25 protein-coding genes and 3 pseudogenes are annotated in these 25300 nt (G+C 44.0%); 13 read left to right on the forward strand and 15 right to left on the reverse strand.

Annotated features, from left to right (window positions below; all coding sequences use genetic code 11):
- Window positions 1-76: 76 nt before the first annotated feature.
- The 3 genes and pseudogenes from ABHN01_RS19520 to ABHN01_RS19530 form a co-directional block, all read right to left on the reverse strand.
- Window positions 77-616, reverse strand: a complete 540-nt coding sequence (locus ABHN01_RS19520) for a dihydrofolate reductase family protein (protein WP_429876902.1) — start codon at window positions 614-616, stop codon at window positions 77-79.
- A 137-nt stretch (window positions 617-753) separates the two neighbouring features.
- Window positions 754-1415 (reverse strand): annotated as a pseudogene (locus ABHN01_RS19525) (potassium channel family protein).
- Between the two features lie 23 nt (window positions 1416-1438).
- Window positions 1439-2287: pseudogene (locus ABHN01_RS19530) on the reverse strand (TrkH family potassium uptake protein); the annotation flags it as partial.
- Window positions 2288-2298: 11 nt separating this feature from the next.
- Here ABHN01_RS19530 and ABHN01_RS19535 point away from each other — a divergent pair.
- Together ABHN01_RS19535 and ABHN01_RS19540 are read left to right on the forward strand one after the other, a co-directional pair.
- The gene (locus ABHN01_RS19535) at window positions 2299-2790 is read left to right on the forward strand and encodes a DUF2243 domain-containing protein (protein WP_429876903.1); all 492 of its coding nucleotides are present in this window, start codon (window positions 2299-2301) and stop codon (window positions 2788-2790) included.
- A gap of 86 nt (window positions 2791-2876) precedes the next feature.
- Window positions 2877-3587, forward strand: coding sequence for a cytochrome c oxidase assembly protein (locus tag ABHN01_RS19540; RefSeq protein WP_429876904.1), 711 nt, complete (start codon window positions 2877-2879; stop codon window positions 3585-3587).
- Between the two features lie 33 nt (window positions 3588-3620).
- Here ABHN01_RS19540 and ABHN01_RS19545 read toward each other — a convergent pair whose 3' ends face one another.
- Complete coding sequence (locus ABHN01_RS19545; RefSeq protein WP_429876975.1) at window positions 3621-4139, reverse strand: DUF3231 family protein; 519 nt, start codon at window positions 4137-4139, stop codon at window positions 3621-3623.
- A 201-nt stretch (window positions 4140-4340) separates the two neighbouring features.
- On the opposite strand from ABHN01_RS19545, the gene ABHN01_RS19550 reads away from it, so the two are divergent.
- Window positions 4341-4622 carry a WGxxGxxG family protein gene (locus ABHN01_RS19550; protein WP_429876905.1) on the forward strand — a complete coding sequence of 94 codons (282 nt, stop codon included), beginning with the start codon at window positions 4341-4343 and terminating at the stop codon, window positions 4620-4622.
- A 45-nt stretch (window positions 4623-4667) separates the two neighbouring features.
- Here ABHN01_RS19550 and ABHN01_RS19555 read toward each other — a convergent pair whose 3' ends face one another.
- Window positions 4668-5432, reverse strand: a complete 765-nt coding sequence (locus tag ABHN01_RS19555; RefSeq protein WP_429876906.1) for a MerR family transcriptional regulator — start codon at window positions 5430-5432, stop codon at window positions 4668-4670.
- A 370-nt stretch (window positions 5433-5802) separates the two neighbouring features.
- Here ABHN01_RS19555 and ABHN01_RS19560 point away from each other — a divergent pair, with 370 nt between their 5' ends.
- Window positions 5803-6525 (forward strand): SGNH/GDSL hydrolase family protein, encoded by a 723-nt coding sequence (locus tag ABHN01_RS19560; RefSeq protein ID WP_429876907.1) that lies wholly within the window; start codon window positions 5803-5805, stop codon window positions 6523-6525.
- Between the two features lie 29 nt (window positions 6526-6554).
- Here the strand turns inward: ABHN01_RS19560 and ABHN01_RS19565 are convergent, their stop codons facing one another.
- Together ABHN01_RS19565 and ABHN01_RS19570 are read right to left on the reverse strand one after the other, a co-directional pair.
- Complete coding sequence (locus ABHN01_RS19565; protein ID WP_429876908.1) at window positions 6555-6818, reverse strand: hypothetical protein; 264 nt, start codon at window positions 6816-6818, stop codon at window positions 6555-6557.
- Between the two features lie 35 nt (window positions 6819-6853).
- Entirely contained in the window at window positions 6854-8383 is a 1530-nt protein-coding gene (locus ABHN01_RS19570) for an FAD-dependent monooxygenase (protein WP_429876909.1), read from the reverse strand.
- Between the two features lie 236 nt (window positions 8384-8619).
- On the opposite strand from ABHN01_RS19570, the gene ABHN01_RS19575 reads away from it, so the two are divergent.
- The 7 genes from ABHN01_RS19575 to ABHN01_RS19605 all read left to right on the forward strand — a co-directional run bounded on the left by ABHN01_RS19575 (window position 8620) and on the right by ABHN01_RS19605 (window position 15934).
- Window positions 8620-10119, forward strand: a complete 1500-nt coding sequence (locus ABHN01_RS19575; protein WP_429876910.1) for a multicopper oxidase family protein — start codon at window positions 8620-8622, stop codon at window positions 10117-10119.
- Window positions 10120-10528: 409 nt separating this feature from the next.
- On the forward strand, window positions 10529-11068 hold the full coding sequence (locus tag ABHN01_RS19580; RefSeq protein ID WP_429876911.1) for a GNAT family N-acetyltransferase: 540 nt from the start codon (window positions 10529-10531) through the stop codon (window positions 11066-11068).
- Between the two features lie 111 nt (window positions 11069-11179).
- Window positions 11180-14443, forward strand: a complete 3264-nt coding sequence (locus tag ABHN01_RS19585) for an SNF2 helicase associated domain-containing protein (RefSeq protein ID WP_429876912.1) — start codon at window positions 11180-11182, stop codon at window positions 14441-14443.
- 47 nt (window positions 14444-14490) lie between these two features.
- A complete protein-coding gene (locus tag ABHN01_RS19590) occupies window positions 14491-14697 on the forward strand; it encodes an alpha/beta fold hydrolase (RefSeq protein WP_429876913.1) in 207 nt (68 codons plus the stop codon).
- Window positions 14673-14864: an alpha/beta fold hydrolase gene (locus ABHN01_RS19595; protein ID WP_429876914.1), complete on the forward strand. Its 192-nt coding sequence runs from the start codon at window positions 14673-14675 to the stop codon at window positions 14862-14864. Before ABHN01_RS19590 ends, ABHN01_RS19595 begins: the two co-directional genes overlap by 25 nt.
- Window positions 14865-14871: 7 nt before the next feature.
- Window positions 14872-15156 carry an alpha/beta fold hydrolase gene (locus tag ABHN01_RS19600; RefSeq protein WP_429876976.1) on the forward strand — a complete coding sequence of 95 codons (285 nt, stop codon included), beginning with the start codon at window positions 14872-14874 and terminating at the stop codon, window positions 15154-15156.
- Window positions 15157-15268: 112 nt separating this feature from the next.
- Entirely contained in the window at window positions 15269-15934 is a 666-nt protein-coding gene (locus ABHN01_RS19605) for an O-methyltransferase (RefSeq protein ID WP_429876915.1), read from the forward strand.
- 45 nt (window positions 15935-15979) lie between these two features.
- Here the strand turns inward: ABHN01_RS19605 and ABHN01_RS19610 are convergent.
- The 7 genes and pseudogenes from ABHN01_RS19610 to ABHN01_RS19640 form a co-directional block, all read right to left on the reverse strand.
- Window positions 15980-16500: pseudogene (locus ABHN01_RS19610) on the reverse strand (YfiT family bacillithiol transferase).
- A gap of 123 nt (window positions 16501-16623) precedes the next feature.
- Window positions 16624-17433, reverse strand: coding sequence for a creatininase family protein (locus ABHN01_RS19615; protein ID WP_290400218.1), 810 nt, complete (start codon window positions 17431-17433; stop codon window positions 16624-16626).
- An 11-nt stretch (window positions 17434-17444) separates the two neighbouring features.
- Complete coding sequence (locus tag ABHN01_RS19620; protein ID WP_429876916.1) at window positions 17445-18785, reverse strand: APC family permease; 1341 nt, start codon at window positions 18783-18785, stop codon at window positions 17445-17447.
- A gap of 121 nt (window positions 18786-18906) precedes the next feature.
- On the reverse strand, window positions 18907-19659 hold the full coding sequence (locus ABHN01_RS19625) for an IclR family transcriptional regulator (RefSeq protein WP_429876917.1): 753 nt from the start codon (window positions 19657-19659) through the stop codon (window positions 18907-18909).
- A gap of 235 nt (window positions 19660-19894) precedes the next feature.
- Entirely contained in the window at window positions 19895-20638 is a 744-nt protein-coding gene (locus ABHN01_RS19630) for an alpha/beta fold hydrolase (protein ID WP_429876918.1), read from the reverse strand.
- 82 nt (window positions 20639-20720) lie between these two features.
- On the reverse strand, window positions 20721-21587 hold the full coding sequence (locus ABHN01_RS19635) for an RNA polymerase sigma-70 factor (RefSeq protein ID WP_429876977.1): 867 nt from the start codon (window positions 21585-21587) through the stop codon (window positions 20721-20723).
- Window positions 21588-21597: 10 nt separating this feature from the next.
- The gene (locus tag ABHN01_RS19640) at window positions 21598-22887 is read right to left on the reverse strand and encodes a phytoene desaturase family protein (RefSeq protein WP_429876919.1); all 1290 of its coding nucleotides are present in this window, start codon (window positions 22885-22887) and stop codon (window positions 21598-21600) included.
- 117 nt (window positions 22888-23004) lie between these two features.
- On the opposite strand from ABHN01_RS19640, the gene ABHN01_RS19645 reads away from it, so the two are divergent.
- Window positions 23005-23268 carry a hypothetical protein gene (locus tag ABHN01_RS19645; protein WP_429876920.1) on the forward strand — a complete coding sequence of 88 codons (264 nt, stop codon included), beginning with the start codon at window positions 23005-23007 and terminating at the stop codon, window positions 23266-23268.
- A 97-nt stretch (window positions 23269-23365) separates the two neighbouring features.
- The gene (locus ABHN01_RS19650) at window positions 23366-24565 is read left to right on the forward strand and encodes a dicarboxylate/amino acid:cation symporter (protein WP_429876978.1); all 1200 of its coding nucleotides are present in this window, start codon (window positions 23366-23368) and stop codon (window positions 24563-24565) included.
- A gap of 48 nt (window positions 24566-24613) precedes the next feature.
- Here ABHN01_RS19650 and ABHN01_RS19655 read toward each other — a convergent pair whose 3' ends face one another.
- Window positions 24614-25210: a YczE/YyaS/YitT family protein gene (locus tag ABHN01_RS19655; protein WP_429876921.1), complete on the reverse strand. Its 597-nt coding sequence runs from the start codon at window positions 25208-25210 to the stop codon at window positions 24614-24616.
- Window positions 25211-25300: the final 90 nt, after the last annotated feature.

The raw sequence follows: 25300 nt of genomic DNA on the forward strand, positions 1-25300 counted from the left end.
AAGAAGCCGCCTAATATTTTTGTCTAACTTTTTGGGTTCAGATCAAGCCCTGTGGTTTTTTTTTATTAAAAGATATTCATCTGGACACATAATGCAGCTCAGCCAATTGTTTGTAGCGGCGAACATCCAAAAGCTCCAGTTTATGCTCGTGGTTCCCAGGCAATAATAAAGGGATTCCCTGACCAATAATGGTTGGAGCAATCTGAATAAAAAACTCATCAACAAGTTTCTCCTGAAGAAGAGGGAACAGCACTTCGCCCCCGCCTACAATCCATATCCGGTTGCCCTCTTGTTTCTTTAAAGCCTTCGTGAAGCTTACAATATCCTCATTGATGAAATTTACACACTCGTTAAAGCCGGTCATTGTATGAGAAAAAACATAGCATTCCTTCCCTTTATAAAGGAATTCCTTGGGTGAAAGAAGTAACACTTGTTCATACGTTTTTCTGCCCATTAAAATCGTATCCACAGTTTCATAAAATTCAGCATAACCAGCTTCTTCTTCTCCTTCTGTACCTATTAGCCAATCCAATGAATGATCGTCTCGTGCAATGTAGCCATCCACACTGGTCGCACCGTAAAATACCAAGTTTCTCGTTTTTGCTTGTATTTCCATCGTTACCCTCTCCTTTATACTGAATGATAGGAACATTTCCGTATGATCAGCGTAGCAAACAAATATGACATCTATTGTCATATAAAATAAAAATGAAGTGCGATTAAAAAAGCCGTCCTTTTTTGGGACGGCTTCTGTCATTCTTTCAACTTTTGAGATAACTCATTTAAATCCTTGTTCTTGCCGATGATGACGAGCAGGTCTCCGTTTTTTAAAGAATAATCAGGACCCGGAGCAATCGACACCTCTTCATCCGTATGGCGGATGGCGATGACATTCAGCTGATACTTAGCTCTGATGTCCAATGCTTGAATGGTATGTCTGACCAAGTCTGAAGGAACCTTAATTTCTTCTATACTGTAATCGTCCGATAATCTGAGATGATCGATGATGTTCGGGTGCATGAGGTTTTGAGCCAGCCGGAGCCCCATATCCCGTTCAGGGAAAACCACTTGGTCAGCGCCGATTTTGGTCAGTACCAGCCCGTGCCGTTTACTGAGTGCTTTGGCGACAATATAGGGCACACCTAATTCTTTAGCAGAACGACCGTTAAAATGCTCGCCTCCATGTCATCCCCGATCGCAACGATCACTACATCAAAGTTACGGAGACCGAGGCTCTTCATGCTGTCTTCATCTGTACTGTCAGCGATAAATGCCTGGCTCAAGTCATTCTGTAGATCTTCCACCTTATCTTCTCTTATATCAATGCCGATAACCTCGTTTTCTTCCTCATATAGTGCTCTCGCTAAATGTGAGCCAAACCGTCCAAGTCCAATAACGGCATACTGTTTTTTCATGTGCTTTTCCCTCTCTTTCAATGTTAGCCGATCATATATTTTCCTTTTGGATAGCGATAGAGTTCCCTTTCATTCCGTTTGGCCAGAGCGATGGCTACCGTGAGCGGTCCTAGCCTTCCGATAAACATCGTGAGAGCAATAATGATTTTGCCAAATGAAGAAAGGTCCGGTGTAAGTCCCATGGACAGCCCTACGGTTCCGAATGCGGATACGGCTTCAAACAAGATTTTTAAAAAGTCATTTTCATGTTCTGTGACCGATAAGAGCATCGTAAGGGCGATGACAAGAATCAATGCACTTAAGATAACGGTCAATGCCTTATAAATCATGGTCGGAATAATCCGCTGTTTAAAGAACACCACATCCTCTTTTCCTTTAATTTGAGACCAGGCGGCCCCAAACAGGGTCACGAAACGTCGTCTTAATCCCGCCTCCGGTCGACCCCGGTGAAGCCCCGATAAACATAAGGATAATGGTGAGCAGGAGAGTAGGATGAGTCAAATCCGGAATGTTTAAGGTATTGGATCCCGCTGTCCGTGGGGTTACAAGGATGCGAGCCACTTGCCTGCCGGAGAGAGAGGCTCAAGAGTCCTGCTGTTCTGCATCTCCAGCAGGAAGACAAGAATAGTGCCGGCCACAATCAGGATAGCGGTGGTGGAAAGGACGACCTTGGTATGTAACGAAATATTTTTTAGTTTTTTTCGATGCTCAATGAGATCACCGACAACAATAAACCCAATCCCTCCAAGGATAACAAGAGTCGCAACCGTGAGCGTAACGATGGGGTCTTCTTTATATTCCGTCAGACTCTTGAATCCTCCCACGATGTCAAAGACGGCATTATTAAAGTTGGATACGGAAAAATGCAAGAAGAGGGGCTAAAATGGCAGATAAGAGCGGAAACCATAAAGTGTCCGGGATTTATTTAAGACGCAGTCTTTGGTCTGGCCTGCTGTTCGGGATAGGATTGATCGCATTTATTGACGAAACGGTCTTCCATCAACTGCTTCATTGGCATCATTTTTACGATAAGTCTACCCTTGAGATTGGTCTGGTTTCAGATGGACTTTTTCACGCGTTCAGCTGGTTTTCCACGATCGGAGCACTTTTTATGTTGGCTGATTTAAAAAGACGCGAGGCATGGCATGTTAAGCGGTGGTGGGGAGGCGTACTGTTAGGAGCGGGGGTGTTTCAGTTGTATGACGGGATCATCCAGCATAAGCTCATGCTCCTCCACCAAATTCGCTATGTGGATAACGTGTTTTACTATGACATGATCTGGAACATCTTCGCATTGGCCATGATTGGGATCGGAACGGCAATCATTTCGGCGACAGGGAAAGGGACGATTCGGCAGAAAGGACGTTTCCAATGAACCACGCAGAAATGAATCATAAATATTGGAGTGTCTCACATTACATGCTGTTGTCCATTGCTTTGCTGCTTATCATTTAAAACATAATGGCCGGGGTGACGACAAGCCGGTGGAAACATCTAAGATCATGGCCGCTTCACCGTTACTTATTATGGTGTGCAGGAATAGGATGTGGAGCTGCACCGCACATTGGTCCACTCGCCGTGTATGCCCAACATCATTTTATATTCCATATGGCCAATCATCTGCTGCTCGGCATGCTTGCTCCGCTGCTGCTTGTTCTTGGGGCACCCATTACGCTTGTGTTTCGGACACTCCCTGTGATCTATGCAAGAAAATTATCATTCATTCTGAAGCTTTGGCCGTTTCGCTTGGCCACACATCCGCTTATTGCGTCTGTCCTCAACATCGGCGGGCTATGGGTTCTTTATTCAACGGATTTGTATCCTTTGATGCATGAGTATCAGTGGTTGTTTGTTCTTGTCCATCTGCACATCTTTCTGGCTGGACTCATTTTTACTTTATCCATGATCTACATTGATCCTGTTTTCCACCGGTACAGTTATATGTATCGTGCCGTTGTGTTTGTAGCCGCACTTGCCGGCCATGGAATTCTTTCGAAATTCCTTTATGCCTATCCTCCGCCTGGTGTTTCAAGGGAGGAGGCAGAAATTGGAGGCATGCTGATGTACTATGGGGGAGACATGATCGATCTTGTTCTGATCCTTGTTTTTTGTCAACAATGGTATAAATCCGTGAAAACGGTGACAAAAAAGGTGCCAGTGACCGACTTTTGATTCGGTTCTGGCACCTCTCACTTTCATTAGGTGCTACGCGTGAGCAGCCTCGGGCATTTCAAGGTGAAGGGGAGGAGGAACCAACCATCCCTTTTCTTTCATCATGCGCAATAGACGTACACCGAACTGAGCTTTGTTCATGTGGAACTGTCCAAACATGGCTCCGATATCTTCCCGGATGGATTGCCCCATAATTTGGCTGCAAGCAACTAATCCTGCTGCTCCATCTTTTGCAACAGATGCTGCAATTTCAGCATCGTTAAAGCGGGCTCCTGCAGGAATGCTTCCTAAAGAAGCTGTTGGACGTTCGGGGGGGGCTGGCGGTAAACCAATTCCATTGGCTTTTAGCACCTTTTCGACCTGTTCTATTTCTTGTTTCATGGCTTGAACAGAATCTTCCAGGAATTTTTTTAAGTCCCCGTCTCCAGTATGATTGATTAACGTTTCATATCCTGCGACATAGCCCTTGTTTCCGGCGAGGTAACTCCACATGCCAAAGACTTCCCCATAATGCATTGGCTCACTTTGTGGATTTCCGCTTAAGATTCCCATAATCGTCCTCCCCATTTGTATTAAATTGGTTTTATTCATTGTGGACCACCTCTCTTTTGGTCAATTGGCCACAATGTATAGAATCTCTAAACAACGCCCGGATATCCGTGGAAATGTCTAAAACAAAAGGTAAAAATTATACTTCAGGATACAGCTTTACGTTTAGGGAAATGATAAGGGTTGGAAGGGAGGGATACCATAATGAATAAAATCACAGCTTTTGTATGTGCAATGGCTATTTCTATTTTCACCTTTTCCATGCCAGCCTCTGCAGAACGTGGTACGGACAGGATTGACCGTGGCACAAATATGACAAACGATATTACGAACGATAATTATAACGATCGCACTCCAGCTACTCGAAATGTCACTACGGCTAACGATAACAACGATAATGATTCTAACTGGGAATGGATCGGACTTCTTGGTTTAGTGGGGCTTCTAGGACTTAGACGCAGAGACCGGGAAGAATCAACGCGCTAAGACGATAAAAGTACCCCATGTGATGCATAATGGGGTACTTTTTTTTTATAACTTTGTTCCAGTATAAATTTGAATCGCATCCCTTAAGAACTCGGCTGTTCCTGGCTGGTCTTTGTCATAGTGCTGTTTGAAGCGGTCATCGTCAACATACATTTGCGCCAGACCCGCATGTGATTCTTTATTGTATTCACTCCAGTGAAAGCAGAGCCATTGCTTATGAAGGTCGGCTGTTTTTTGAGCCAGTTCTCCTGCAGGGTCTCCGGTTTTAAAAGCCTCTGACAAAGCGGCCTTCAATTCATCCCCTAGCCGTGTAACCTCCTCATACTGTTCCTGCGTTATATTTTTCAGTTGTTTATTGGATAGATTAACCGTCTCGTCCCCGTATTTTTCACGAATCTCTTTCCCGTATTGTTTTTCGTTATCATCAATGAGCTTTTGTTTAAAGCCTTCAAATTTTTCTTGATCCGTCATCGTCATTCTCCCTTCAGATGAAGCAATTGTTTTTTCCACGTTCTCAATAAGAAGTTCCAATTGCTTTTTCTTGTCAAGAAGCTTCTCACGGTGTTTGATAAGAGCTTCGGTCCCATTGAAGGAAGGATCACTCATGATCTCTTTAATCTTTTCCAGACTGAGCCCTAGCTCCCGGTAGAATAAAATTTGCTGCAGACAGTTGACTTCGGACTGGCCATAAATCCGGTAGCCTGACGAATTGATCCTTGCCGGCTTAAGGATGCCAATCTCGTCATAATACCTTAAGGTCCTCGTACTGATTCCGGCCAGCTTTCCTAACTTTTGCACCGTATATTCCATGTGATCACCTCCTGACCTCCTAAATGTACACCTTGACGCTGCGTCAATGTCAAACCCATTTTTATATTCTTTTACAACGCATTTCAAGTTATAAAAAAATTAAAACCCCTGTTCAAGAGAGCGGGGTTAAAGTAATACTACATGAGTTCTCCGGTCATCACAGACATAAAATCATGGTAAAACTAATTTAGAGGAGGACTTTAGTCGTATCTTTAAAGGAAAAAAATCTGAAAGGAGAGAATGTGTCCAACGAACCTGTTCTAAAGTTCCAAGGCCTGATTCATTGGAGGAAGAACAACAGATCTTCGGGCTGCTTCCATTTTCAACGCGTCATATAGAATGGGTAACCATTAAAGAGGAGAGGATTATGATGAAAAAATCTTTTGCCGCATTGCTGGCGGCGAGTACGCTGTTCTCTTTTGCCCCGTTGACCGCCTATGCCGACCATCAGGAAGGCCAAAAAAATGTGGAGTATGTCGCTTTAGGAGACTCGATAGCCGCAGGAATGACCCCTTATGGTGACATTGACAAGAGCTATCCGGATTTTATAAGCAGCTATTTCAAACGATCAAATGTCAGTCTTAAAGATTATGATAATTTCGGGGTGCCAGGATATACTTCTGAACAATTAAAAAATGATGTTCTTGCTAACCCTGAAGTTATAAAGGAAATTCGTGGAGCGACCCATATTACCATCAATATTGGAGCCAATGATCTCTTCCGTAAACTAATGACTGATCCGAGAAATGCTTGGGAAGGTATTGAAGCGGCTAAGGCCAACCTGCAAACCATCCTGGAAAAAATTGATCTGTTGAATGCGGATGTGCATGTATATGTGATGGGGTATTACAATCCATTTTCTTATTATGACAAGGAAAGCCAAAATTTCTTGGTGCCGTTAAACGATGCACTAAATTCCGCGATTGAAGAGAAGGCAGGGTCCAACGGAGATTTGTATGTTCCAACAGGAGGAAAAATTGATCCCCATTTCGAAAAATATGTGCCGAATCCTGAAGATAACCATCTGAATGTTAAAGGATACAAAGCTATTGCAAAACAGTTTTGGCATGTAATGAAGAAGGATGTGAAGTAAAAGAAAGAGGACTTGGGTGTCCTCTTTTTTTATTTGATTTGAGTCTTCCACCTATCCCAGGCCTCTCTATATTCCGGAAGGTCTTCAGGATGGTGCTTGGCGCTTCTGGACAGACGTGGAAATAGTCTGAGCAGCACTTCCTCAGAGAGTGCTTGATCATCGTACTTCCACATGGTCAGGATAGAGCAAAAAGCAAACACAATGGATCGTATGTCCAATGAAAGGCTGAGGATCAATGACACCTGAAAGCTGGTTTTCTGAAAACAAAAAATTGTGATATCCACAATCTCCATTCGTATTCACCGGCACGGCTCCCTTTACGTTTTCGCTATTTGGCTGATTTAAAAGGGGAGAGGTTAAACTTCTCGATAAAGTGCTTCAATTTCTCAACGTTTTGTTCCTCATCAGCATAAGCAACATACCCATCCGGACGAATGAGGTAGAGTGAATTGTTTTTGAGTCCTGCATCATCCATGGAGTGATGCCATGGGAAGGAATGGGCAGAAAACCCTTCTGTGCCAACAAACTCTCTAATTCTGTCTTGAATCCTCCCATATATGTGAAGCTGCCAATCCATACTTTTTAAAACATCAAAATTATTGCCATTCTCCATTTGCACCCAGGGCAAGCGGTCACCGCCACGGATCTTTCCAGCAATGCCTGTGCTTAACTCGCTGTCCCTGTATTCGATCCGTGTCTGAGAAAGAGTGTTAAAAAGGACTCTGCGAGCAGCTGCAAAACCGAGCAGAAGAGGAGCGGCATACGGGATCAGTACATTACGGATGAGCCGGTTCCGGGCATTGCGCCCGACTATAGTCTGGAAGGCGCGGTCAGTAGTGGAGACCAATGTGCGCGCGAAGGCAATCCGTTCGGTCTCATAGGTATCAAGGACTGAGGAATCTGCTTTATGATGAAGGACTGCAGCAAGCTTCCATGATAAGTTAACCGCATCTCCGATCCCGGTGTTCATTCCCTGGCCGCCGGCTGGACTGTGAATATGGCCGGCGTCACCCGCAATGAAGCATCTTCCCTTTCTGAAATGTTCGCTGACTCGGTGATGAACATGATAAGTGGAGAACCAGTTGACCTTTTTGATGGTCAGGCCTGTTTGCTGCTCAGCATAAGGCTGAATTTCCTCAAATGTGATGTCAGATCTCTGTTCCAGCTCACGCGGGATGATGCCGATCAGCCGAATCATTCCAGTTGTTCGGACCGGCATGAACAAGCAAAAACCTTGATCATTAAAATGAGCTTTCAGCGATCGGTCCATCACTTCGTCTTCCGTTGATTCCAAATCTGCCACATAAAAGAGCTGGTCGTAGGTACCGCCGGGAAAGTCGAAGTTTAGTCCATGGCGAACGGTGCTGTGTGCTCCGTCACAGCCACACAAGTAGTCAACGTTAACGGCTTCTTCCTGCCCGCCTTTTTTGATAATGACGCGTACCCCTTTCTCATGCTCCGAAAACGAGATCAGTTCTGTGTTCCACTCAACCCCGATGCCAGACTGGTTAAGCTGATCCACCAGAAATTCTTCATGGACATCCTGAGGTAGGCTTAGCGCGAATGGATAGGGGCTGATGTCCTTGCCAAGATCACTGAATTTAAATTCCGCTTTTTCTTTCAATCCTTCACGAAGGTGAACCGATTTTAACGGGATGCCGAGGCTCACCACCTCATCGGCAATACCAAGCTGACGATAAAATTCAAGAATTCGTGCATGTACGACCAATGCCCGGGAAGCCTTCCCCGGCCCCGAATGTTTTTCGATAATCCGGAACGGTATTCCGTATGTTTTGAGCTGAAGCGCGAGGACAAGGCCTGTGGGCCCTGCTCCAACGATCAAGACGCTTGTATTCATTCCAACGGCCTCCTAGATTCATCCCTTATAATGGTGCTTTTTAAACACTTTTTCTCACCCGGCTTCCATTGTCAATATGATTGAGCATTCTTCCCGAATGACGGCTGATAACTAGAAACGATATTCATATTCATTTAATATTTCAAGACTGATATGGGACATGTAAACAAGCAATATTCATTAGATAAGCATGATAATAGAAAAGACAAAATCTTTTTAAAAGGAGAAAAAAATGTTTGGAACTAGAAAAATTTGTTAACTCCCTTCCGATTCCCTCCATCATCAAACCAAATGTAACCTATCAAGGAAAGCCGCTTTATAATGTACGTATGCTTGAAACCCTTCACAAGTTTCATAGAGATTTACCTAAAACGAAAGTATGGGGCTATAATGGGTTAGTACCAGGTCCAACGTTTAATGTGGAAAAAAATCAACCTGTATATGTGAGATGGACAAACAATTTACCAGCAAAACATTTCTTGCCAGTCGATAAAACCATTCACGGAGCCCATCACAATCCCGAAGTACGAACGATGGTGCACCTGCACGGAAGCCCCAGTGAACCAGCTAGCGATGGTCATCCCGAAGCATGGTTTACGAGAAACTTTAAACAAACAGGTCCTAGTTTCGTAAAAGAGATTTATCATTATACGAATCGAGAACGTGCAACTGCCCTATGGTATCATGACCATGCACTTGGGATTACCCGTCTGAATGTGTATGCAGGTCTTGCGGGTCTTTACTTCATTCGCGATGAACAAGAAAGGTCCCTGCCGCTTCCAAAGGGTAAATACGAAATACCGCTTATCGTACAGGATCGATCATTTAATCCAGACGGTTCGCTCTTTTATCCTGCCCAGCCAGACGATCCATCCCCAAATTTACCGTATCCTTCTATAGTTCCTTCGTTTTTAGGGAATACCATTTCAGTCAACGGGAAAGTATGGCCATTCTTAAAAGTAGAGCCCCGCAAATACAGATTTCGTTTAGTAAATGCGTCCAATACTCGAACATACAAGTTCCAATTAAGCAACCTCAGTTCTTTCTTTTTAATCGGAACTGATGGAGGCCTTTTCGAACGGCCAATTAAAGTAAACAGTTTGGATGTTTCACCTGCGGAACGAATTGACATCGTCGTTGATTTCTCAGAGTCAGCGGGGCAAAAAGTAGTTTTGCAAGATGGATTCGAATTAGAAAATCCCACCGGTGAGGTAATGGAATTCCAAGTCACTAAGAATTTAGCCTCCCCTGATCAAAGCAGAGTGCCATCTCTCTTAACTAGAATTGACCCTATTCCATTAAACAGAGTAAGAAAAGTAAGACGCATAACACTGCAGGATTCACATGATGAATTTGGACGTCTTATGCTTTTATTTGACGATAAAAAATGGGATGATCCAGTGACAGAAACACCATTGCTTAATTCTGTCGAAGTATGGGAGTTAGTGAATTTAACCCCTGGCATACATCCTATTCATGTACATCTGGTTAATTTCCGTGTCCTTGATCGTTACGATGAGAATGGAAGATTATTGGACCCTATCCCAGCTGATTTCGGTTTAAAAGATACTGTTCTTGTAGGTCCAGGACAAACCGTTCGAATTATTATGAAGTTTGAGCCGTTTTCTGGAGACTATGTATGGCACTGTCATCGATTAGAGCATGAAGACCATGATATGATGAGACCGTTGAAAATCATCCCTCCCAATACCTATAGATACAAAATAAACGAATAGGTTAAGGTTACTGATATTCCAGCCGTGAATAAGAAGAGGAAGAGATGATTATCTCTTCCTCTCTACATTTATATTTAATAATTCTTTCCAGTCGAAATGATTTGTCCACGGTTTCGCCGTTCGGGTCCTGTTCCGTAATGTTCTCTTCGGAAAACACCCATTCTCAGTAAAACTATCCTATACTTGGCCACGGAACATGGACCAGAATATTACACATGACAAGAGCAATCCATTATATCGGATTGGATATGGATTGACGATTAAAGGAAAAAGGTAAAAGTCAATCGATTAGAAGACATGGAATTTCTTGATGAAAATCCATGTCTTTTCATTTCGGCAGACTGGTAGAAGGTATGAATAAGGATGATGTAGAATGTTATTACGAAAATTTTCACAGGGGAGAGGTAACTTGAAAATAGATAAAGTATTTGAATATGACATTAGTAATGAGCGTTCGATGAAGATACAACAATTATTAACTGAAAGTTTTCCAGAGGTGTATCCGACGGATAGGATTTATTTTAAGCAGTTGCCGCATTTTAGATTTCTGGCCTTTAACCAGGAACATCAGCTCATAGGACATGTCGGGCTGGATTACAGAGTGATGAATTTAAACGGAAAAGCCGTAAAAATACTCGGAGTAATTGATTTGTGTGTTTCGCGAAACGCCCGGTCACAGGGTGTGGGCTCAAGGCTGCTTTTAGAAATTGATAGGTTTTCTCAGGGACGCAATATTGATTTTTTACTCTTATTTGCCGATAACATAAACTTATATGTAAGAAATGGGTATCAACCAGTAAGAAATAAATGCAAATGGCTTCAGATTAATGATGAAACCCAAGCTACAAAAGGTATAGGTACTGAAGATCTTGAAGAATTAATGATTAAGCAAGTCGGTATGACCAAATGGAGTGAAGGAGATCTTGATCTATTAGGCTATCTTTATTAAAGTTCCTTTGTCATGAGTTTATGGGGAATATTTATACCTTATCCGTGAGAATACTGACCATAAAACATCTATTGAATCAAGTGCTCGCATATTTTGAGGATTTTTACTATCATGAAACTAGCAGAGTCGAAACATCCTTATGAAGGGGGGCCGGATCATTTGAATATCAAACTCAACCAAAGCATCATCAAAGAAAAGTGCGGTACGGTCTCCTTCAAAAAGGGAGACTCTTTTTATCGAGCGGATAAAGTGAACTTCGATCTTTACAGTGCAGACAATTGCAAAGCAACAGTTACGGGTACAGAGGATTTTCACGTCACCATTGAATGTGAACCGAATGGAAGTTTTCGGTCGGAGTGCAGCTGCCCGACCCTTGCTTCATTCCAAAAAGATTGCCAGCACGTAGCAGCGGTATTGCTGACGATTTATCATCACCAGGAACGCGGAACGAACCCTGTGATTTCAGGTGGGAATCTTGCGGGATCTCTGGGGGATCAAGAACTGACAGAAGACTTTTTGAGCCTTTTTCATGATCAGCCGAAGCCAGCGAGCAAGCATCAGCTTCATTTCGAAAAAAGGCAGGTGCTCGATGTGGGATTTACCTGCAAACCTGTTGAGAGCGGAAAAGGACAAACCGGGTTAGCGATAAGTGTCAAAATCGGTCCGGTTAAGGTTCAGCATATCCGGGATTTTCTTAAGCGGATGGAAAAAGGGTCTGCTGCCCCGCTTTCCCTTTCATTCACTTATGAACCAATCCATCATTGTTTTGAAAAAGAAAACGATGAGGTCCTTCGACACCTTACAAAAACCATGCATGATGAACAGGTGTATATGGACGAACTGTTAGAACGACCGAACGAGTTAACCCATAACGACCTTTTATTTATTAATCCTTCTTCGTGGGAAGGGCTTCTGCCTCTGCTTGAGAAAGCGCCAATCGTAAAGATGGAGTATGGCAGCACGCATAAACAGTTTCAGACATCGAAGGAACCGCTGAATTTACAGTTCGATTTTGAAGAGTCCAAGGAGAAGGACTATCAGTTGAAGATTGAAGGACTAAGTCAGATGGCTGTCTTACCTTCCTATCGCTCAGTCCTGTCTTGTGGAAAATTGTTTCCGTTAAAAAGTGATGACTGCGCTCGACTTTCAGAACTGAAACGAATGCTGGATGCATCAAGAACGAATATCATACCAATTTCTCAAAAGCAAATGGGAATTTTTTTAGAAAAAGTCATTCCAGGCTTGAAACGCCTCGGATTGGTTCAAGTGTCCCGTGCGATAACGGAGCAGTTTGCCAGTATACCGTTAGTGGCCAAGCTATACTTGGATCGCGTGAAAAACCGGCTCCTTGCAGGGCTTGAGTTTCAGTATGATCATATCGTCATTGATCCGTTGGAAAGGCGTGCTCATCAGGAGAACTCAAAACTGATCAGAGATGTCGAGAAAGAGGAATTGATCCTCGAGCTTATGGAGAAAAGCTCATTTGCCAAGACGGATGGCGGATATTTTTTGCATAATGAAGAGCTGGAGTATGAGTTTTTATATCATGTCGTTCCTAAACTACAAAAGTTTGTCCAAATCTATGCAACAACCGCTGTGAGAAATCGTATGTTCAGGGAAAATGCACGGCCGCAGATTAGAGTAAAGCTCAAAAAAGAAAGGACCAATTGGCTGGAGTTCAAATTTGCGATCGATGGCATTCCTGAAGGACAAATACGAGATGTTCTTTTGGCACTTGAGGAGAAAAGGAAATATTATCGTTTGAGAAACGGCTCCCTTCTTTCATTAGAAACGCGTGAATTTGAAGAAATTCAGCGTTTTCTGCATGCTTTGCCTGTTCCAAATCATGATTTGGAAAAAGGCCTCGAACTGCCGTTCATTCAAGGGATGCAAATGCTGGATGCAGCTGAGGATCATATGTTTGAATTGGAAAAATCATTCCTTCAATTCTTGGAAAAGCTTCGCAATCCGGACAGCCTGGAGTTCGAAGTACCTAGAGACATGGAACCGATCTTGAGAGATTATCAGAGAAAAGGATACCAATGGATGAAAACACTTGCCACATACGGATTTGGCGGTATCCTTGCTGATGATATGGGTTTGGGAAAAACGCTGCAAAGCATCACTTTCATCGAATCGGTGCTTCAGGATATTCGTGCAAAGAAGTCTCCGGTCCTCATTGTCTGCCCGTCCTCTTTAACGTACAACTGGCTGAGTGAAATAAAAAAATTTGCTCCAGATCTGCAAGCGGTTGTGGCAGATGGCGATAAAACAGAGAGATTCGACATCCTTAAGCAAATATTGGATCACGATGTGATCATCACCTCATATCCCTTGCTGCGCAAGGATATAGGATGGTATGAAAAACTAGCCTTTCACACGGTATTTTTTGATGAGGCACAGGCATTCAAGAATCCAGTGACACAAACCGCACGGGCAGTGAAGAAGATTGGGGCAGACCATCGTTTCGCGCTTACGGGTACGCCAGTGGAGAATGCTCTGGAAGAATTATGGTCGATCTTTCATGTTGTTTTTCCTGAGTTGTTAAGGGGCTTAAAGGAATTCAGTCATCTTTCCCGAAAAACCATCAATCGGCGGATATCTCCATTCTTGCTTAGACGGTTAAAAGAGGATGTCCTCATGGAGCTTCCTGAAAAAACGGAGTCATTGGAATTCGTGGAACTGCTTCCAGAACAGAAGAAACTGTATGCTGCCTATTTGGCGAAGCTCCGCAATGACACACTGAAACATTTGGACAGAGATACGCTGCGAAAGAATCGCATAAAAATCCTTGCCGGTTTGACGCGATTACGCCAGATCTGCTGCCACCCGGCGTTATTCGTCGATAGCTACAAAGGGGCATCAGCGAAATTTACACAGTTAATGGAGATTGTTGAGGAATCCAAACTTTCCGGCAGAAGAGTACTGATCTTTTCCCAATTTACGAAGATGCTGGAGCTGGTCGGAAGAGAATTGGCGAACAAGGGGCTCCCTTTTTTCTATCTGGATGGACAAACTCCCTCCATGGAACGTGTAGCATTATGCAACCGATTCAATGCGGGAGAACGTGATTTTTTTCTTATTTCATTAAAAGCAGGGGGAACGGGCCTTAACTTGACGGGTGCCGATACGGTCATCCTTTATGATATATGGTGGAATCCTGCTGTCGAGGATCAAGCAGCTGACCGTGCCCATCGAATGGGCCAGGCGAATGCCGTACAGGTCATCAAACTGGTTGCACGAGGAACGATCGAAGAAAAAATGAACGAACTTCAAGAGAGAAAGAAAGATCTGATTGGAGAAATTATAGGTACAGGGGAGAAATCATCCTCTTCTCTTACCGAAGAAGACATTCGGGAGATTTTAATGTTATGAATCGAAGAGGAAGATAATAAAAGGAGCTCGAAAACGGGGAAAGCGAGATGCCAAAAGTTAAGGTAAACGGAATTCACCTGTATTACGAAGAGTATGAAAGCGGGCACCTTATTTTGTTGCATGGACTTGGCGGGGACCATCAGATGTTCGGCCTGGAAATTGAACAATTAGAATTATTGCCATCGATTCCAGAGGCCATGGCAAGTCGGAAAAAATTCGTCGATATACGATGGAAGATCATGTACAGGATGTAATCGGCTTAATGGATCACCTGGAGATTAAAAAAGCGAATATTCTGGGCGCCTCTATGGGCAGCTATGTTGCTCAAGGGGTAGCGATTGCTGTACCGGAGCGCGTAGAGAAGCTGATCCTGGTCGTTGCCAAGGCGTTTGGGAAAACATCCTCATCAGCAAGCAGTTAACGTTCCTGTGCTCACTCCACAACAGCAGGAAGCGGCCAACAAAGCGCTTGAGAATTTTGATTTTCGGGATGATTTACATAAGATCACTGCGGATACTCTCGTAATCAGCGGGAAATATGACGGCTTGAATCCTCCAGACGATGGAAAGGAAGTAGCCCGTCTGATTCCTCATGCTGATTTTGTAGTATTTGAGAAATCTGGCCATGCCCCCAGCGTTGAAGAACCGAAACGAAATTTCAATGTACTCGACGAGTTTTTAAGATCAGGAGCTGAAGCGGTGAGGCAACACTAAGAAGGCTGAACAAAACAGTATTCTTTTGCTTTCATGACAGACAGGACCAGCTGGAATCATGTCGAAAATAAAGGTGTTACAATCCCCAGCTGTTAAAAAAGGAGAGAGAGAAATGGAAGAAACGTGGAACAATGTGGATGCCTATTTCAACTCCAAGCTTCATGGAGCGGATCCGGATATGGACTATATTTTGAAGGCGAACAGTGAGGCTGGCCTGCCTTCAATTGATGTCTCGCCCAGTCAAGGAAAGTTCCTCTATTTATTGGCTAAACTTCGAGGAGCAAAACATATTCTAGAAATAGGAACACTGGGCGGATACAGCAGCATTTGGATGGCGCGTGCACTGCCGGAAGACGGAAAGCTTATTACGTTGGAATACAGTGAAAAACATGCAAAGGTCGCTCGTGAAAATATCAGGAAAGCAGGGCTTGATGAAAAAATCGAAGTAATCGTAGGCCCTGCGCTCGAATCCTTGCCAACGCTTATCGGGAAAGGATATTCATCCTTTGACCTTATTTTCATTGATGCGGATAAGCCGAACAATCCCCATTATTTGAAATGGGCACTTCAACTTTCAAAGCCGGGTACCCTGATCATCGGTGATAATGTCGTACGAAACGGAAAAGTAGTGGAAGAAAACAGCCAGGATAGCAGTGTTCAGGGATCGAGGGCATTGCTGGATCTGTTGTCCACTGAACCGAAAATTGAAGCAACAGCTATGCAGACAGTCGGAAGCAAAGGCTACGATGGTTTTGTATTCGGTATTGTGAAAGAGTGAGTTGCTAGAAGAAAAGCCAATGAGGCCATTGGCTTTTCTTTGCGTTCACCATCCGGAACGCTGGCGAAGTGAAGTAATATGAGCGATATGATGGCGGCTGTGCCAGGAATATAGACCGATGTTTTGAGCCAGCGTCACAACACCGGAATCAGGGTGAGTGAACGTTTTTTCAAGTTCTGCTGAAGTTAACGATCTAAGCAGTACGGTCCATCTTGCGTGGAGCGCTTCAAGCAATGAGATGGAAACGTCAATAGGCAGCCTGGAATCCGGAAGCTTGCCCAACAATCTTCATGGTATGGCCTGATGACGGGATTCTCTTTAGTGAGCGCCAATTTAAAGCGGATATAGCTGTTAAGATGGCTGTCAGGCAGATGGTGGACAACCTGGCGAATCGTCCAGCCACCTGGCCGATAAGGTGTATCCAATTGCTCTTCAGATAAATCTTGGACCGCTTCTTTTAACTGATTAGGCGCTTTCTCAAGATCCAGAATCCATTCTTCAATTTTAATAGCTGTAACGTTTTGTTCGAGTGAAAATAATCCAATCGGATAGCGTAAATCTATCATTCCCGTTGCTCCTTACGTTATATAGTGGATTGTTAGTTCTTCCTTAATGGTGCCTGGCACCATTAAAAAGGGGAGTAGGTCAAAAGCAGTTTTGATCTACTCCCCCTTAACATTTTTATCTTCTTATAATGGAACTTTCTGGTTGCGTAAGGTTACCTCCACTTTAGTGTTACAATAATCGATCAACTCTACCATATTGGCAATCAATTCTTTATGATAGATTTCCCCATTTTCTGCAGTAGAGACAGAGGGATCCCCAACTACCCCGATATGGTTTGAACTTTCGCGATACGTCGCTACATCACTCGGCAAGAAGATACGATCCCCATCGATAAACGGATCATGGTTTAAGAAGGAATGCTTCTCATGAATGTTTTTAACCGCAGCTTCCATATTGCAAAGCTCCGGAAAAAGGTGCATCATATGTGAAGTCTCCATTTCATCCGCATGGCCGACTCCCCCTGGCTCTGACTTTCTAATCTTTTTACCTATGGATTCTGCAAAATAGAACGGATCTACGATACAGATAAAAGCCCCTGTTTTATTTCTCAGTTTGGTGGCCGCGATCTTTAATGGCGGAAGATTTGCCTCTCTGTGGCCATTGATTACAATGATTTTTTGAAACCCATGATAAGTTAAACTTTCACAAACATCCAGCATCAGATTTGTTAGTGTTTCTGGTCTTAAGGTAATGGTACCGGGATAGGCCATATGATGAGGAGCCCAGCCTACCCAGTTTGGTGGTGCGATAAGCGTATCTGTTTGTTTTGCAGCATCTTCTGCGACCTTGATCGCTACAAAAGAATCGGTCCCCATGGGCAGATGACGGGCGTGCTGCTCAACACTGCCGAATGGAACAATAATCGTCTGCTTTTCCTTTAAGTAATTTTGTACGTCTTCCCATTTGTTTTCTTGTAACCAAACACTTTTCAAAAGAAACCCTCCTACACTTTTTTATGATCAGTCATTGAATCAAATGATTGGTGTGTTCCCGCTTTTTTAAAAAAGAAGTAAACGATGATACCTGTTACCATCCACGCAGCACCCATTAAAATAGCCTTTGGATCCAAATAGAACAATTCCACAATCGTGCCGGCAATTCCCAGGATTGGGAAAAGGAGCCCTCCAGGTATTTTAAAGGGCCTTTTTGTGTGCTTTTCTTTATAACGAAGAATGATAACTGCTACGTTAACTGCAATAAAAACCATTAAGGCGGTAAATACGCCGGCTGAAGCCACGAGGCTGAGATTTCCCGTAAGTGTTAGCAGGATGGCAAAAGCCCCTGTAATAAGGGTTGCCGTGCTCGGTGATTTGAATTTCGTATGAATTTTTCCGAAGGAAGACCATAATTGACCTTCTCTCGCCATGGCCAGCCCTACACGGGGACCTCCGATCATACAGCCTAAACCCGAAGTAATCGTCGCTGCAATCCCAGCTGCAGCCACAAAACTTGATGCCCATCCAGAGGTGACAACATTAAGAGCTGAAGCTAATGGTGCTTTGAGGGTAGGAAGTACGTCGGTAGGAACAAGAGTCACGGAGACCCAGCCCACTAGTGCATATAAGACAACAACGGTGGCAATTGCCCACACAGTCGCCCTCGGAATATCACGATAGGGATTTTTTGCCTCTTCCGCAACGGTGGTTATAGCATCGATATGAATCTGTCCGAAAGCAATAATCGCTGCCGCTGCCATTAGTCCGCCAAACCCCTGTGGGAGAAATGGTGTCTGATGAATGGGCATTGCAAGTTGTGGGTGAAGAATCCCGAGCACAACAAATAAAAGAAGAGCAAATACTTTTACAATGACTAACAGATTAATAACTGATTTTGAAAAAGAGATGCCAAGATATAAAAGAGTGACGGTCAATACGCCCAATATGACAGCCCAGAACGTAACGGACAGACCGGGCAGGAAAAACTGCGCATACAGTCCAAACCCAAGCCAAACAGCGGCACCAACAACGATATACTGGGTCATGAGCGTCCATCCGACAACGGAAGCTACTAAATTTCCCGTTCCTTGTCCCAATGTGGAAAAAGCCTTTTTACAGTATACATAGCTTGCTCCTGCCTGTGGATACATTGCTGAGAGCTCTGCGAAAGATAACGCGGTACAAATGGCGATGCCCCCTGCGATGAGGAAGCTTAAAAACAAGCCAGCTCCAGCTGGTTTTGCAGCAATTCCCGTAAGGACAAAGATACCCGTCCCTATGAGTGCAGCTACACCGAGTGAGTAAAGGTCAAGAAAAGAAAGTGATCGTTTTAGATTTTGTTGATTCACCAGCATGCCCTCCCATTATCTAATTCCGAATATAGGAATAATTATTCCGTATATTAAAATTAGTTCGATCCTTCTGACAACTTTCCTTCTGTTTTTACAAAAAAAACACGTGGACACGTGTTTAACTTTTTAGCACCGATAGAATGCTGGAAGAAGCTTCTTTCAGGTTGCTAATTAGTTCTGAAGTATCGTAAAAGAGACGATCATTTTCTAACCCAATGACACTCAGAGAGGCTATGATCTCGTTCTGTGCATCAAAAACGGGAACAGCCAGCGCCATTGTCCCTTCAGCAAGTTCTCCCTTACTGATCGCAAATCCTTGTTGCTTTATCATGGACAATTCACTTCGTATGTCTTCCTTTTTCTTTGTATTAAGAGAGTTATGGAACTCTAAGAATCCCTTTTGCTCTTCTTCGGGAAGATAAGCTAAGAGGATCCGTGGACAGGCTGCTGAATTTAAAGGGACCCGCCGGCCGATTTCAGGATAGACCCGAATAGGCTGAAAGGAAGGGATCTGCTCTATGTAGACCGCTTCTCTTCCATCTTGGATCGCTAATTGTACCGTTAAATTCGTTTTGTTTCTTAAAGAGATCATTATATTTTTGGCCAGTTCCTTCAAATTGATCTGTTCCTTTACGAGTGCGGCCTTTTCTAGAAAACTCCAGCCAAGGCCGAATTGTATTTCACCTTTGGTTTGTGCTCTTCTGATATAACCGAATTTCTCCAGAGAACACAATAACCGGAACAACGTGGTCTTTGGGTATCCGGATTCCTTGGAAAGCTGCTGCAACGTATAAAAGGGAGTGTTTTCTGAAAAGAACTCCAAGATGCTGAGAGCTTTTTCCACACTTCCATTTTTACTGCTTTTATCCATTCAGAACGTCTCCTTTACCGATGCATAATAGAAAATGAGGCTCTCTTCAAAAACTACCAAGGAAAAGCGTGAAAGTCCAGTTGTAGTTTTGGGCGAACACGCTTTAGATCAATAAAGTACAGCACTTCCATCCTATCTTTCTAGTTTACGATGGTAGAAAAACTAAATATTGCACCCTAATCGCAAGTGCACCACCCTTGTAGAGAATGATAACAAGGGTGGTGCACTTCATTAGTTATTGCTGTTTTTTCTTATTGAGCCAGGAGATCATTTCTTTAATTACTTCATCCTGCTGTTTCTTATTGGAAATCCGCGCTTTTTTGTCCCCGGCTTGCGGACCGTACATGCCAAACTGGGCATGGTTGCCGCCTTTGATCTCATAATAGGTTGTATTTGCCGGGTTAAAAGATTTGTTGCCATTGATCTTTGCTTTTGTTGTCAATCCGTCCCGTTCTCCATAAATGGACAGGAGAGGAAAGCGGGCTTTTGATAAATTTGAACCTTCCGTTGTATAGGAACCAAGGAAGATGATGCCTTTAATCTTATTGGGGTGTTTTAGAGCATAAGCGGAAGCTGCTGGTCCTCCTATTGAATGGCCGGCAATATACCATTTCTTAATAGCAGGATCGGCTTTCATCGCTTCGTCGGCTCTGTTTTTGCCGAGCAATGCCAGGTTCAGCGGCATTTTTGGAATGACAACGAGATACCCGGCATCAGCCACTTTTTTTGCCCAGTAGGAATATGCGGCTGGTTCCACTTTAGCACCAGGATAAAAAATGACGCCATCCGTGGGTTTCATATTTTTCGGTTTGAAAATATACAGGTCGTCTTGATGCAGGACCTCTTTTTTTACGTCCACTAACTGGTTCAATTGAGCGGTAGGCACGAAGGTCTTCTGGGTCCAAATGAGAAAACCGCCGGCATAGACAGCAAGCAAGAGCAGCAAGATGATAAGGACAAGCTTCAGTTTCTTATTCAAGTAAATCCTCCACATGTTCTCCCGGTACGGAAGATGTTCTAGTATACCTTTCTAGTATGAACATAAACCGCATTCCTGACAACTAGGCAGAGATATGAGTAAGCTTTTCGGGGTTCATGACCGTGTAAATGTTTTGGATGCTGTTATTCTGAATTTGAAAGGACATGACAGCATAGACTCTCTCGCCTTCTTTTAAGATCATTCCAGGTCCCCCGTTTACCGAGGTAGAGGTATAGCTGATGTCTTTCGGAATTTTTGGCAGAATGCCCTGGTAAAACCGGGAGATCCGCTCCGCCCCAAAAATTGGGAAGATGGCTGCTTTCGTTTTTCCGCCACCGTCTGTGATCAGGGTTGCATCAACGGACAACAGGCTGAGCAAAGCACCTGTATCTCCGGAAGTGAGAGCACGAACGAACTGTTCGGTGAGTGAGGATGCTTTTTTCGTCATTTTCCTTTCTTCAGATGGTCTTCCTATGCTTTTCTTAGCCCGATGAAAGATCTGGCGGCAATTCGTACTGCTTTTGCCAACCATTTCAGCAATATCCTCATAGCTGTATTGAAGAACCTCTTTTAGAAGAAACACCGCTCGCTCAGTCTCTGATAACTGTTCCAGCAGAAGCAAGTAAGCCATTGAAACCGATTCTTTCATAAACATCTGATAGGCTGGATCTTCAATTCGGTCATTTTCTGTAAGCAGCGGCTCGGGCAGCCACTCTCCAACATACTGTTCCCGTTTCTTTCGAGCAGACTTCAGCCGGTCGATACAGCAGTTTGTTACCATTTTGCAGAGATAGGCTTTTATATTTTGAATATGCTCCACTTTTGCTCCATTTAATGTGATAAACGTATCCTGGATGATGTCTTCGGCGTCCTGGACACTGCCCAGCATTCGATACGCCAAGGAAAAAAGAAGAGGGTGGTGATTGATATAAAGCATTTCTGTATCTATCGGATTCACGTTATGCCTCCTTTTGAATGATACGTTTCACTGCGTCTTGAACAATAGCTTGAGCAGCTCGTTTTGCACTTGCGAACGCCGCATCTACGAGCATTTCGCCATGGCCTGCTCCATCTCCTGCAATATAAAAACCCGGGATCTCCGGAACAGATGGGCCATAGGAAAGGTGATGATCCATCGCACAGGAATCATGCACCACGGCGATATGAGGCAGATATTGATAGGATTTCAATTCCTTTCTCCAGCCCGGCTGCAGCATTTCCAATATATGCTCCAGTTCCTGCTTGCAGTCTATTGCATTGCTTTCTGGATTTGTCCCCAAATATTTGATGAGCTGGCAGACCGCTGAACCGTCTTCGCTTAAACGGGCTGCTCTTGAATGATTGGAAAACAGGATATGCTGATCCACACCAATCGCAAACTGCTGGCCGGGATTTGGAAGAGTACGCAGTGAAACATCAAGACAAGCAGCAAAGACCGGCTTAACTCTATCTTTCCAAGTGGAGAGAGAGGTGCTTTCAGCGCCTTCCATAAGCCGGAACGTCTGCTCTGGGCTGGCAGTCGACAGTACAGAGAGAGCATCAATGCTTTCTCCGTTTGATAAGGAGACGGTGAAAGAATGGTTCTTCCGTATGGAAGAGACGGATTGATGAGTAATGATCATCACACCCATATTTACCGCCGACTCCTTTAACTCTTCAACGATGGTCTGCCAGCCGCCATCTACATAGAGCACGCCGTTCAAGCCTCTGATGACCTGCTGGATCACTGCATCCGCTCTTTGATGGTCCGGGCCAATACAATAGGTGGATGTCCGGCATAACGCGTAAAAAATGTGTCTGACCATGGGATCCTGGATTTCCGCTTCTGCCCATTCTCTCAGACTCAATGTACCCAATGCTCCGGGATTGATATGTTTCAGTGTGGCCAAAAGCTTTCCCAATTCCATTTTTCCCGGCCACGAAAGAAGCTTGGTGGAAAGAAGTGAAGTGAAGTTGCTGGGAAACGTATATAAAGATTGATTCCAGATCAAACTGCCTTTCGTAACAGGCACACTTCCTGACGGGATGATCCCAAGCTCGTTTAAAATCGCTTCGGCCTCACCGCCTTTATAGAGAGCATGCCCGCCAAGGTTAAAGAGGGCTTCATTTTTTTTGACCGTTTGTGCCCGGCCTCCCAGCTGATTTCCTTTTTCAATGACCACTGTTGAAATACCGGCTTTGGCTAAATAGACAGCTGCTGTAAGCCCGGCAATCCCTCCGCCAATGATCACTGTTTCAAATGTTTCCATAAGATCACCACTTTCTCTTTTATAATCAAGACGAGAAAGAGCGATCTTCTGTGACAAAAGACGAGGAATTTTCATGGTGAAGGGTAAACTAAAAAAAATAAAGAAGGGAGAGATCACATGCAAATGAACGGAAACATCATCTCAGGAGAATTTGATGTGAGCATGAACGAGTTTTCACTGCAGCAAGTGAAGCATCTGGCCACACAATCCACCCTATCCGTCAGCCAGTTAAATAAGCTTTACGGTTATCTTCAGAAGCATCAAAATGACTTGGATGGTCAGGTCATTACTCTATATGATGCGATGCCGGTCAGGCTGAGCAGTGAGGAGATTGGCTTGTTGCTTCATGACCTGAAGAGCATTCAGTCACTTTATCAATGACAAGCAACATCTTTGGACGATCGGCCAAATTATTATATAGTAAACCAATGTAATAACTATGAAATAGGAGGGGAGAAAACTGAAATTATCAACAAAGATTCTTGCAGGATTGATTTTGGGTATTCTTGCGGGCGCTCTCTTACATGCATTGGTTCCCGGTCATGTTGGGAAGATTGATCATTATGTCCTGTCACCGATCGGACAAGCCTTTATTCGAGTCATTCAATTCATTGTCGTTCCTGTCGTATTCACGTCACTGATCATTGGACTGACAAGTCTCCAGGGAACGGGAAAGATCGGATCATATACTGCTAAACTCCTCCCGCTGTATATCATCACCAGCTCGATAGCCCTCGCGATCGGCATGCTCATGGCGGCGATCCTCAAGCCAGGTACAGGGATCTCTCTTTCAAAAATGGCGGAAGCACCGGATAAAACACAGAAAAGCCAATCCTTAGTGGACTGGTTAGTAGGCATCGTACCGACGAATCCTTTTGAAGCTTTGAGTACAGCAAACTTGCTGCAGGTTATTATCTCAGCGGTTTTAATCGGAGCAGCCATGAATCTCGTAAAGGAGAAAGCCAAACCTTTTAGGGCTTTGGTTGAAAGTGTGTATGCGATCGTGGAAAAAATATTGCAAATCATATTAAAGGTGGCTCCGATCGGTGTGTTTGCTTTAATAGCCTCCGTCATTGCCTCACAAGGCTTCGGTATCGTAAAAAAGCTTCTGTTGTATGTCGTTGGTTTAATAGCAGCGATTATTGTGATGACGGTGATCTACTATCTGTTTCTACTGATCGTTGGAGCCAAGCCAAACCATTTCTTTAAAAGCTTTTTTCCTTCATTCTCTTTGGCGTTTGGCACCGCAAGCTCTAATGCCGCGCTGCCAGTATCCATGGATAACGCAAAAAGCCATTACGGGATGAGACAAGAAATCACCAGCTTTGCCCTGCCGTTTGGTACAGCTGTTAAACGGGATGGAGCGGCCATACTACAAGGGTTCAACGCTCTTTTCATTGCCCAATTCTTTGATGTACCCATAACCGCTTCTTTAATCACATCAGTTTTTATCAGTGCCCTGCTTGTTTCCTTCAGTACAGCTGGTGTGCCAGGTGCAGGCATCATTATGATGACCACTGTATTGTCCGCGGCTGGCTTGCCCCTTGAAGGGATTGCAATCGTTGCGGGAGTGGACCGGTTGACCGATGGTTTCCGAACTGCACTGAACGTCATTGGAAGCACGGCAAATGCAGCAGTGATCAATCGCTGGGATAAGAATAAAAAGACGGGCGGCTAACGAGCCATCCGTCTTTTTTTTAAAGGCAGATGCGGTTCGATCATCCATCTAAATGTTATACAATTTCGTGGCGAGGGGCATGAAAAAGGAAAGAATGCTTCCATTGAAAAATGCGGTCAAAACCGTTCCAATGCCGATGGGGCCGTGGAGAAGAAAGGCGAGTATAAGAATCACAATGCTGATCACCAGACGAGATAAAGCGAGCGTCCAGCCAGCCTGGTTTTGAAGAATGAGCATAAGACGGTCCAGGGGAATAGGTGCAAATTTGGCTTGTAAATAGAGGGATGTTCCGATACCAATGGCCACCATGCCTAAAGTGAGCAGCAAGAATTGAGAGAAGTAGGAAATGGGTATCAGCCAGTTTTGAAGGGTGAAGAGCCAGAAATCGATGCCAGCCCCGGTGATGAAAGCCGTCATTAATGCTAAGTATTCGGGCCGGCTTCGAGAAACAGCTGCATTTAAATAGATCATCAACAGGGCAATGAGAATTTCCCACGAGCCTACAGTAAGCCCAATGCTTCGAAACAATCCAACGAGAAGTGCATCGTAAGGGGAAGTGCCGGAGTTTGAAAGAATGGTTAGTGCGATGCCAAGCGTGAGTATAAGAATACCTATCGTAAAGAATGATAATTTTCTTTTGATCATATCTATGGCCCCTTTAACAATTAAAACCCTGGATTCAGATGATCCAAGGGTTATCTTCATTACTATATGCCGGGTCTTGTCTTCCATAAA

Origin of the sequence: Fictibacillus sp. NRS-1165 (assembly GCF_050468105.1) — a bacterium.
In the GTDB taxonomy this organism is placed as follows: domain Bacteria; phylum Bacillota; class Bacilli; order Bacillales; family Fictibacillaceae; genus Fictibacillus_C; species Fictibacillus_C terrinigri.

What these genes read in the sequence shown, in the direction of transcription:
- ABHN01_RS19645 (WP_429876920.1), top strand. Translation starts at nt 23,005, where the DNA reads ATGCAAATGAACGGAAACATCATCTCAGGAGAATTTGATGTGAGCATG.
- ABHN01_RS19595 (WP_429876914.1), top strand. Translation starts at nt 14,673, where the DNA reads ATGGAAGATCATGTACAGGATGTAATCGGCTTAATGGATCACCTGGAG.
- ABHN01_RS19550 (WP_429876905.1), top strand. Translation starts at nt 4,341, where the DNA reads ATGAATAAAATCACAGCTTTTGTATGTGCAATGGCTATTTCTATTTTC.
- ABHN01_RS19625 (WP_429876917.1), bottom strand. Translation starts at nt 19,659, where the DNA reads ATGGATAAAAGCAGTAAAAATGGAAGTGTGGAAAAAGCTCTCAGCATC.
- ABHN01_RS19640 (WP_429876919.1), bottom strand. Translation starts at nt 22,887, where the DNA reads ATGGAAACATTTGAAACAGTGATCATTGGCGGAGGGATTGCCGGGCTT.
- ABHN01_RS19655 (WP_429876921.1), bottom strand. Translation starts at nt 25,210, where the DNA reads ATGATCAAAAGAAAATTATCATTCTTTACGATAGGTATTCTTATACTC.
- ABHN01_RS19590 (WP_429876913.1), top strand. Translation starts at nt 14,491, where the DNA reads ATGCCAAAAGTTAAGGTAAACGGAATTCACCTGTATTACGAAGAGTAT.
- ABHN01_RS19560 (WP_429876907.1), top strand. Translation starts at nt 5,803, where the DNA reads ATGAAAAAATCTTTTGCCGCATTGCTGGCGGCGAGTACGCTGTTCTCT.
- ABHN01_RS19570 (WP_429876909.1), bottom strand. Translation starts at nt 8,383, where the DNA reads ATGAATACAAGCGTCTTGATCGTTGGAGCAGGGCCCACAGGCCTTGTC.
- ABHN01_RS19520 (WP_429876902.1), bottom strand. Translation starts at nt 616, where the DNA reads ATGGAAATACAAGCAAAAACGAGAAACTTGGTATTTTACGGTGCGACC.
- ABHN01_RS19535 (WP_429876903.1), top strand. Translation starts at nt 2,299, where the DNA reads ATGGCAGATAAGAGCGGAAACCATAAAGTGTCCGGGATTTATTTAAGA.
- ABHN01_RS19585 (WP_429876912.1), top strand. Translation starts at nt 11,180, where the DNA reads ATGAAACTAGCAGAGTCGAAACATCCTTATGAAGGGGGGCCGGATCAT.
- ABHN01_RS19555 (WP_429876906.1), bottom strand. Translation starts at nt 5,432, where the DNA reads ATGGAATATACGGTGCAAAAGTTAGGAAAGCTGGCCGGAATCAGTACG.
- ABHN01_RS19565 (WP_429876908.1), bottom strand. Translation starts at nt 6,818, where the DNA reads ATGGAGATTGTGGATATCACAATTTTTTGTTTTCAGAAAACCAGCTTT.
- ABHN01_RS19540 (WP_429876904.1), top strand. Translation starts at nt 2,877, where the DNA reads ATGGCCGGGGTGACGACAAGCCGGTGGAAACATCTAAGATCATGGCCG.
- ABHN01_RS19605 (WP_429876915.1), top strand. Translation starts at nt 15,269, where the DNA reads ATGGAAGAAACGTGGAACAATGTGGATGCCTATTTCAACTCCAAGCTT.
- ABHN01_RS19545 (WP_429876975.1), bottom strand. Translation starts at nt 4,139, where the DNA reads ATGGGAATCTTAAGCGGAAATCCACAAAGTGAGCCAATGCATTATGGG.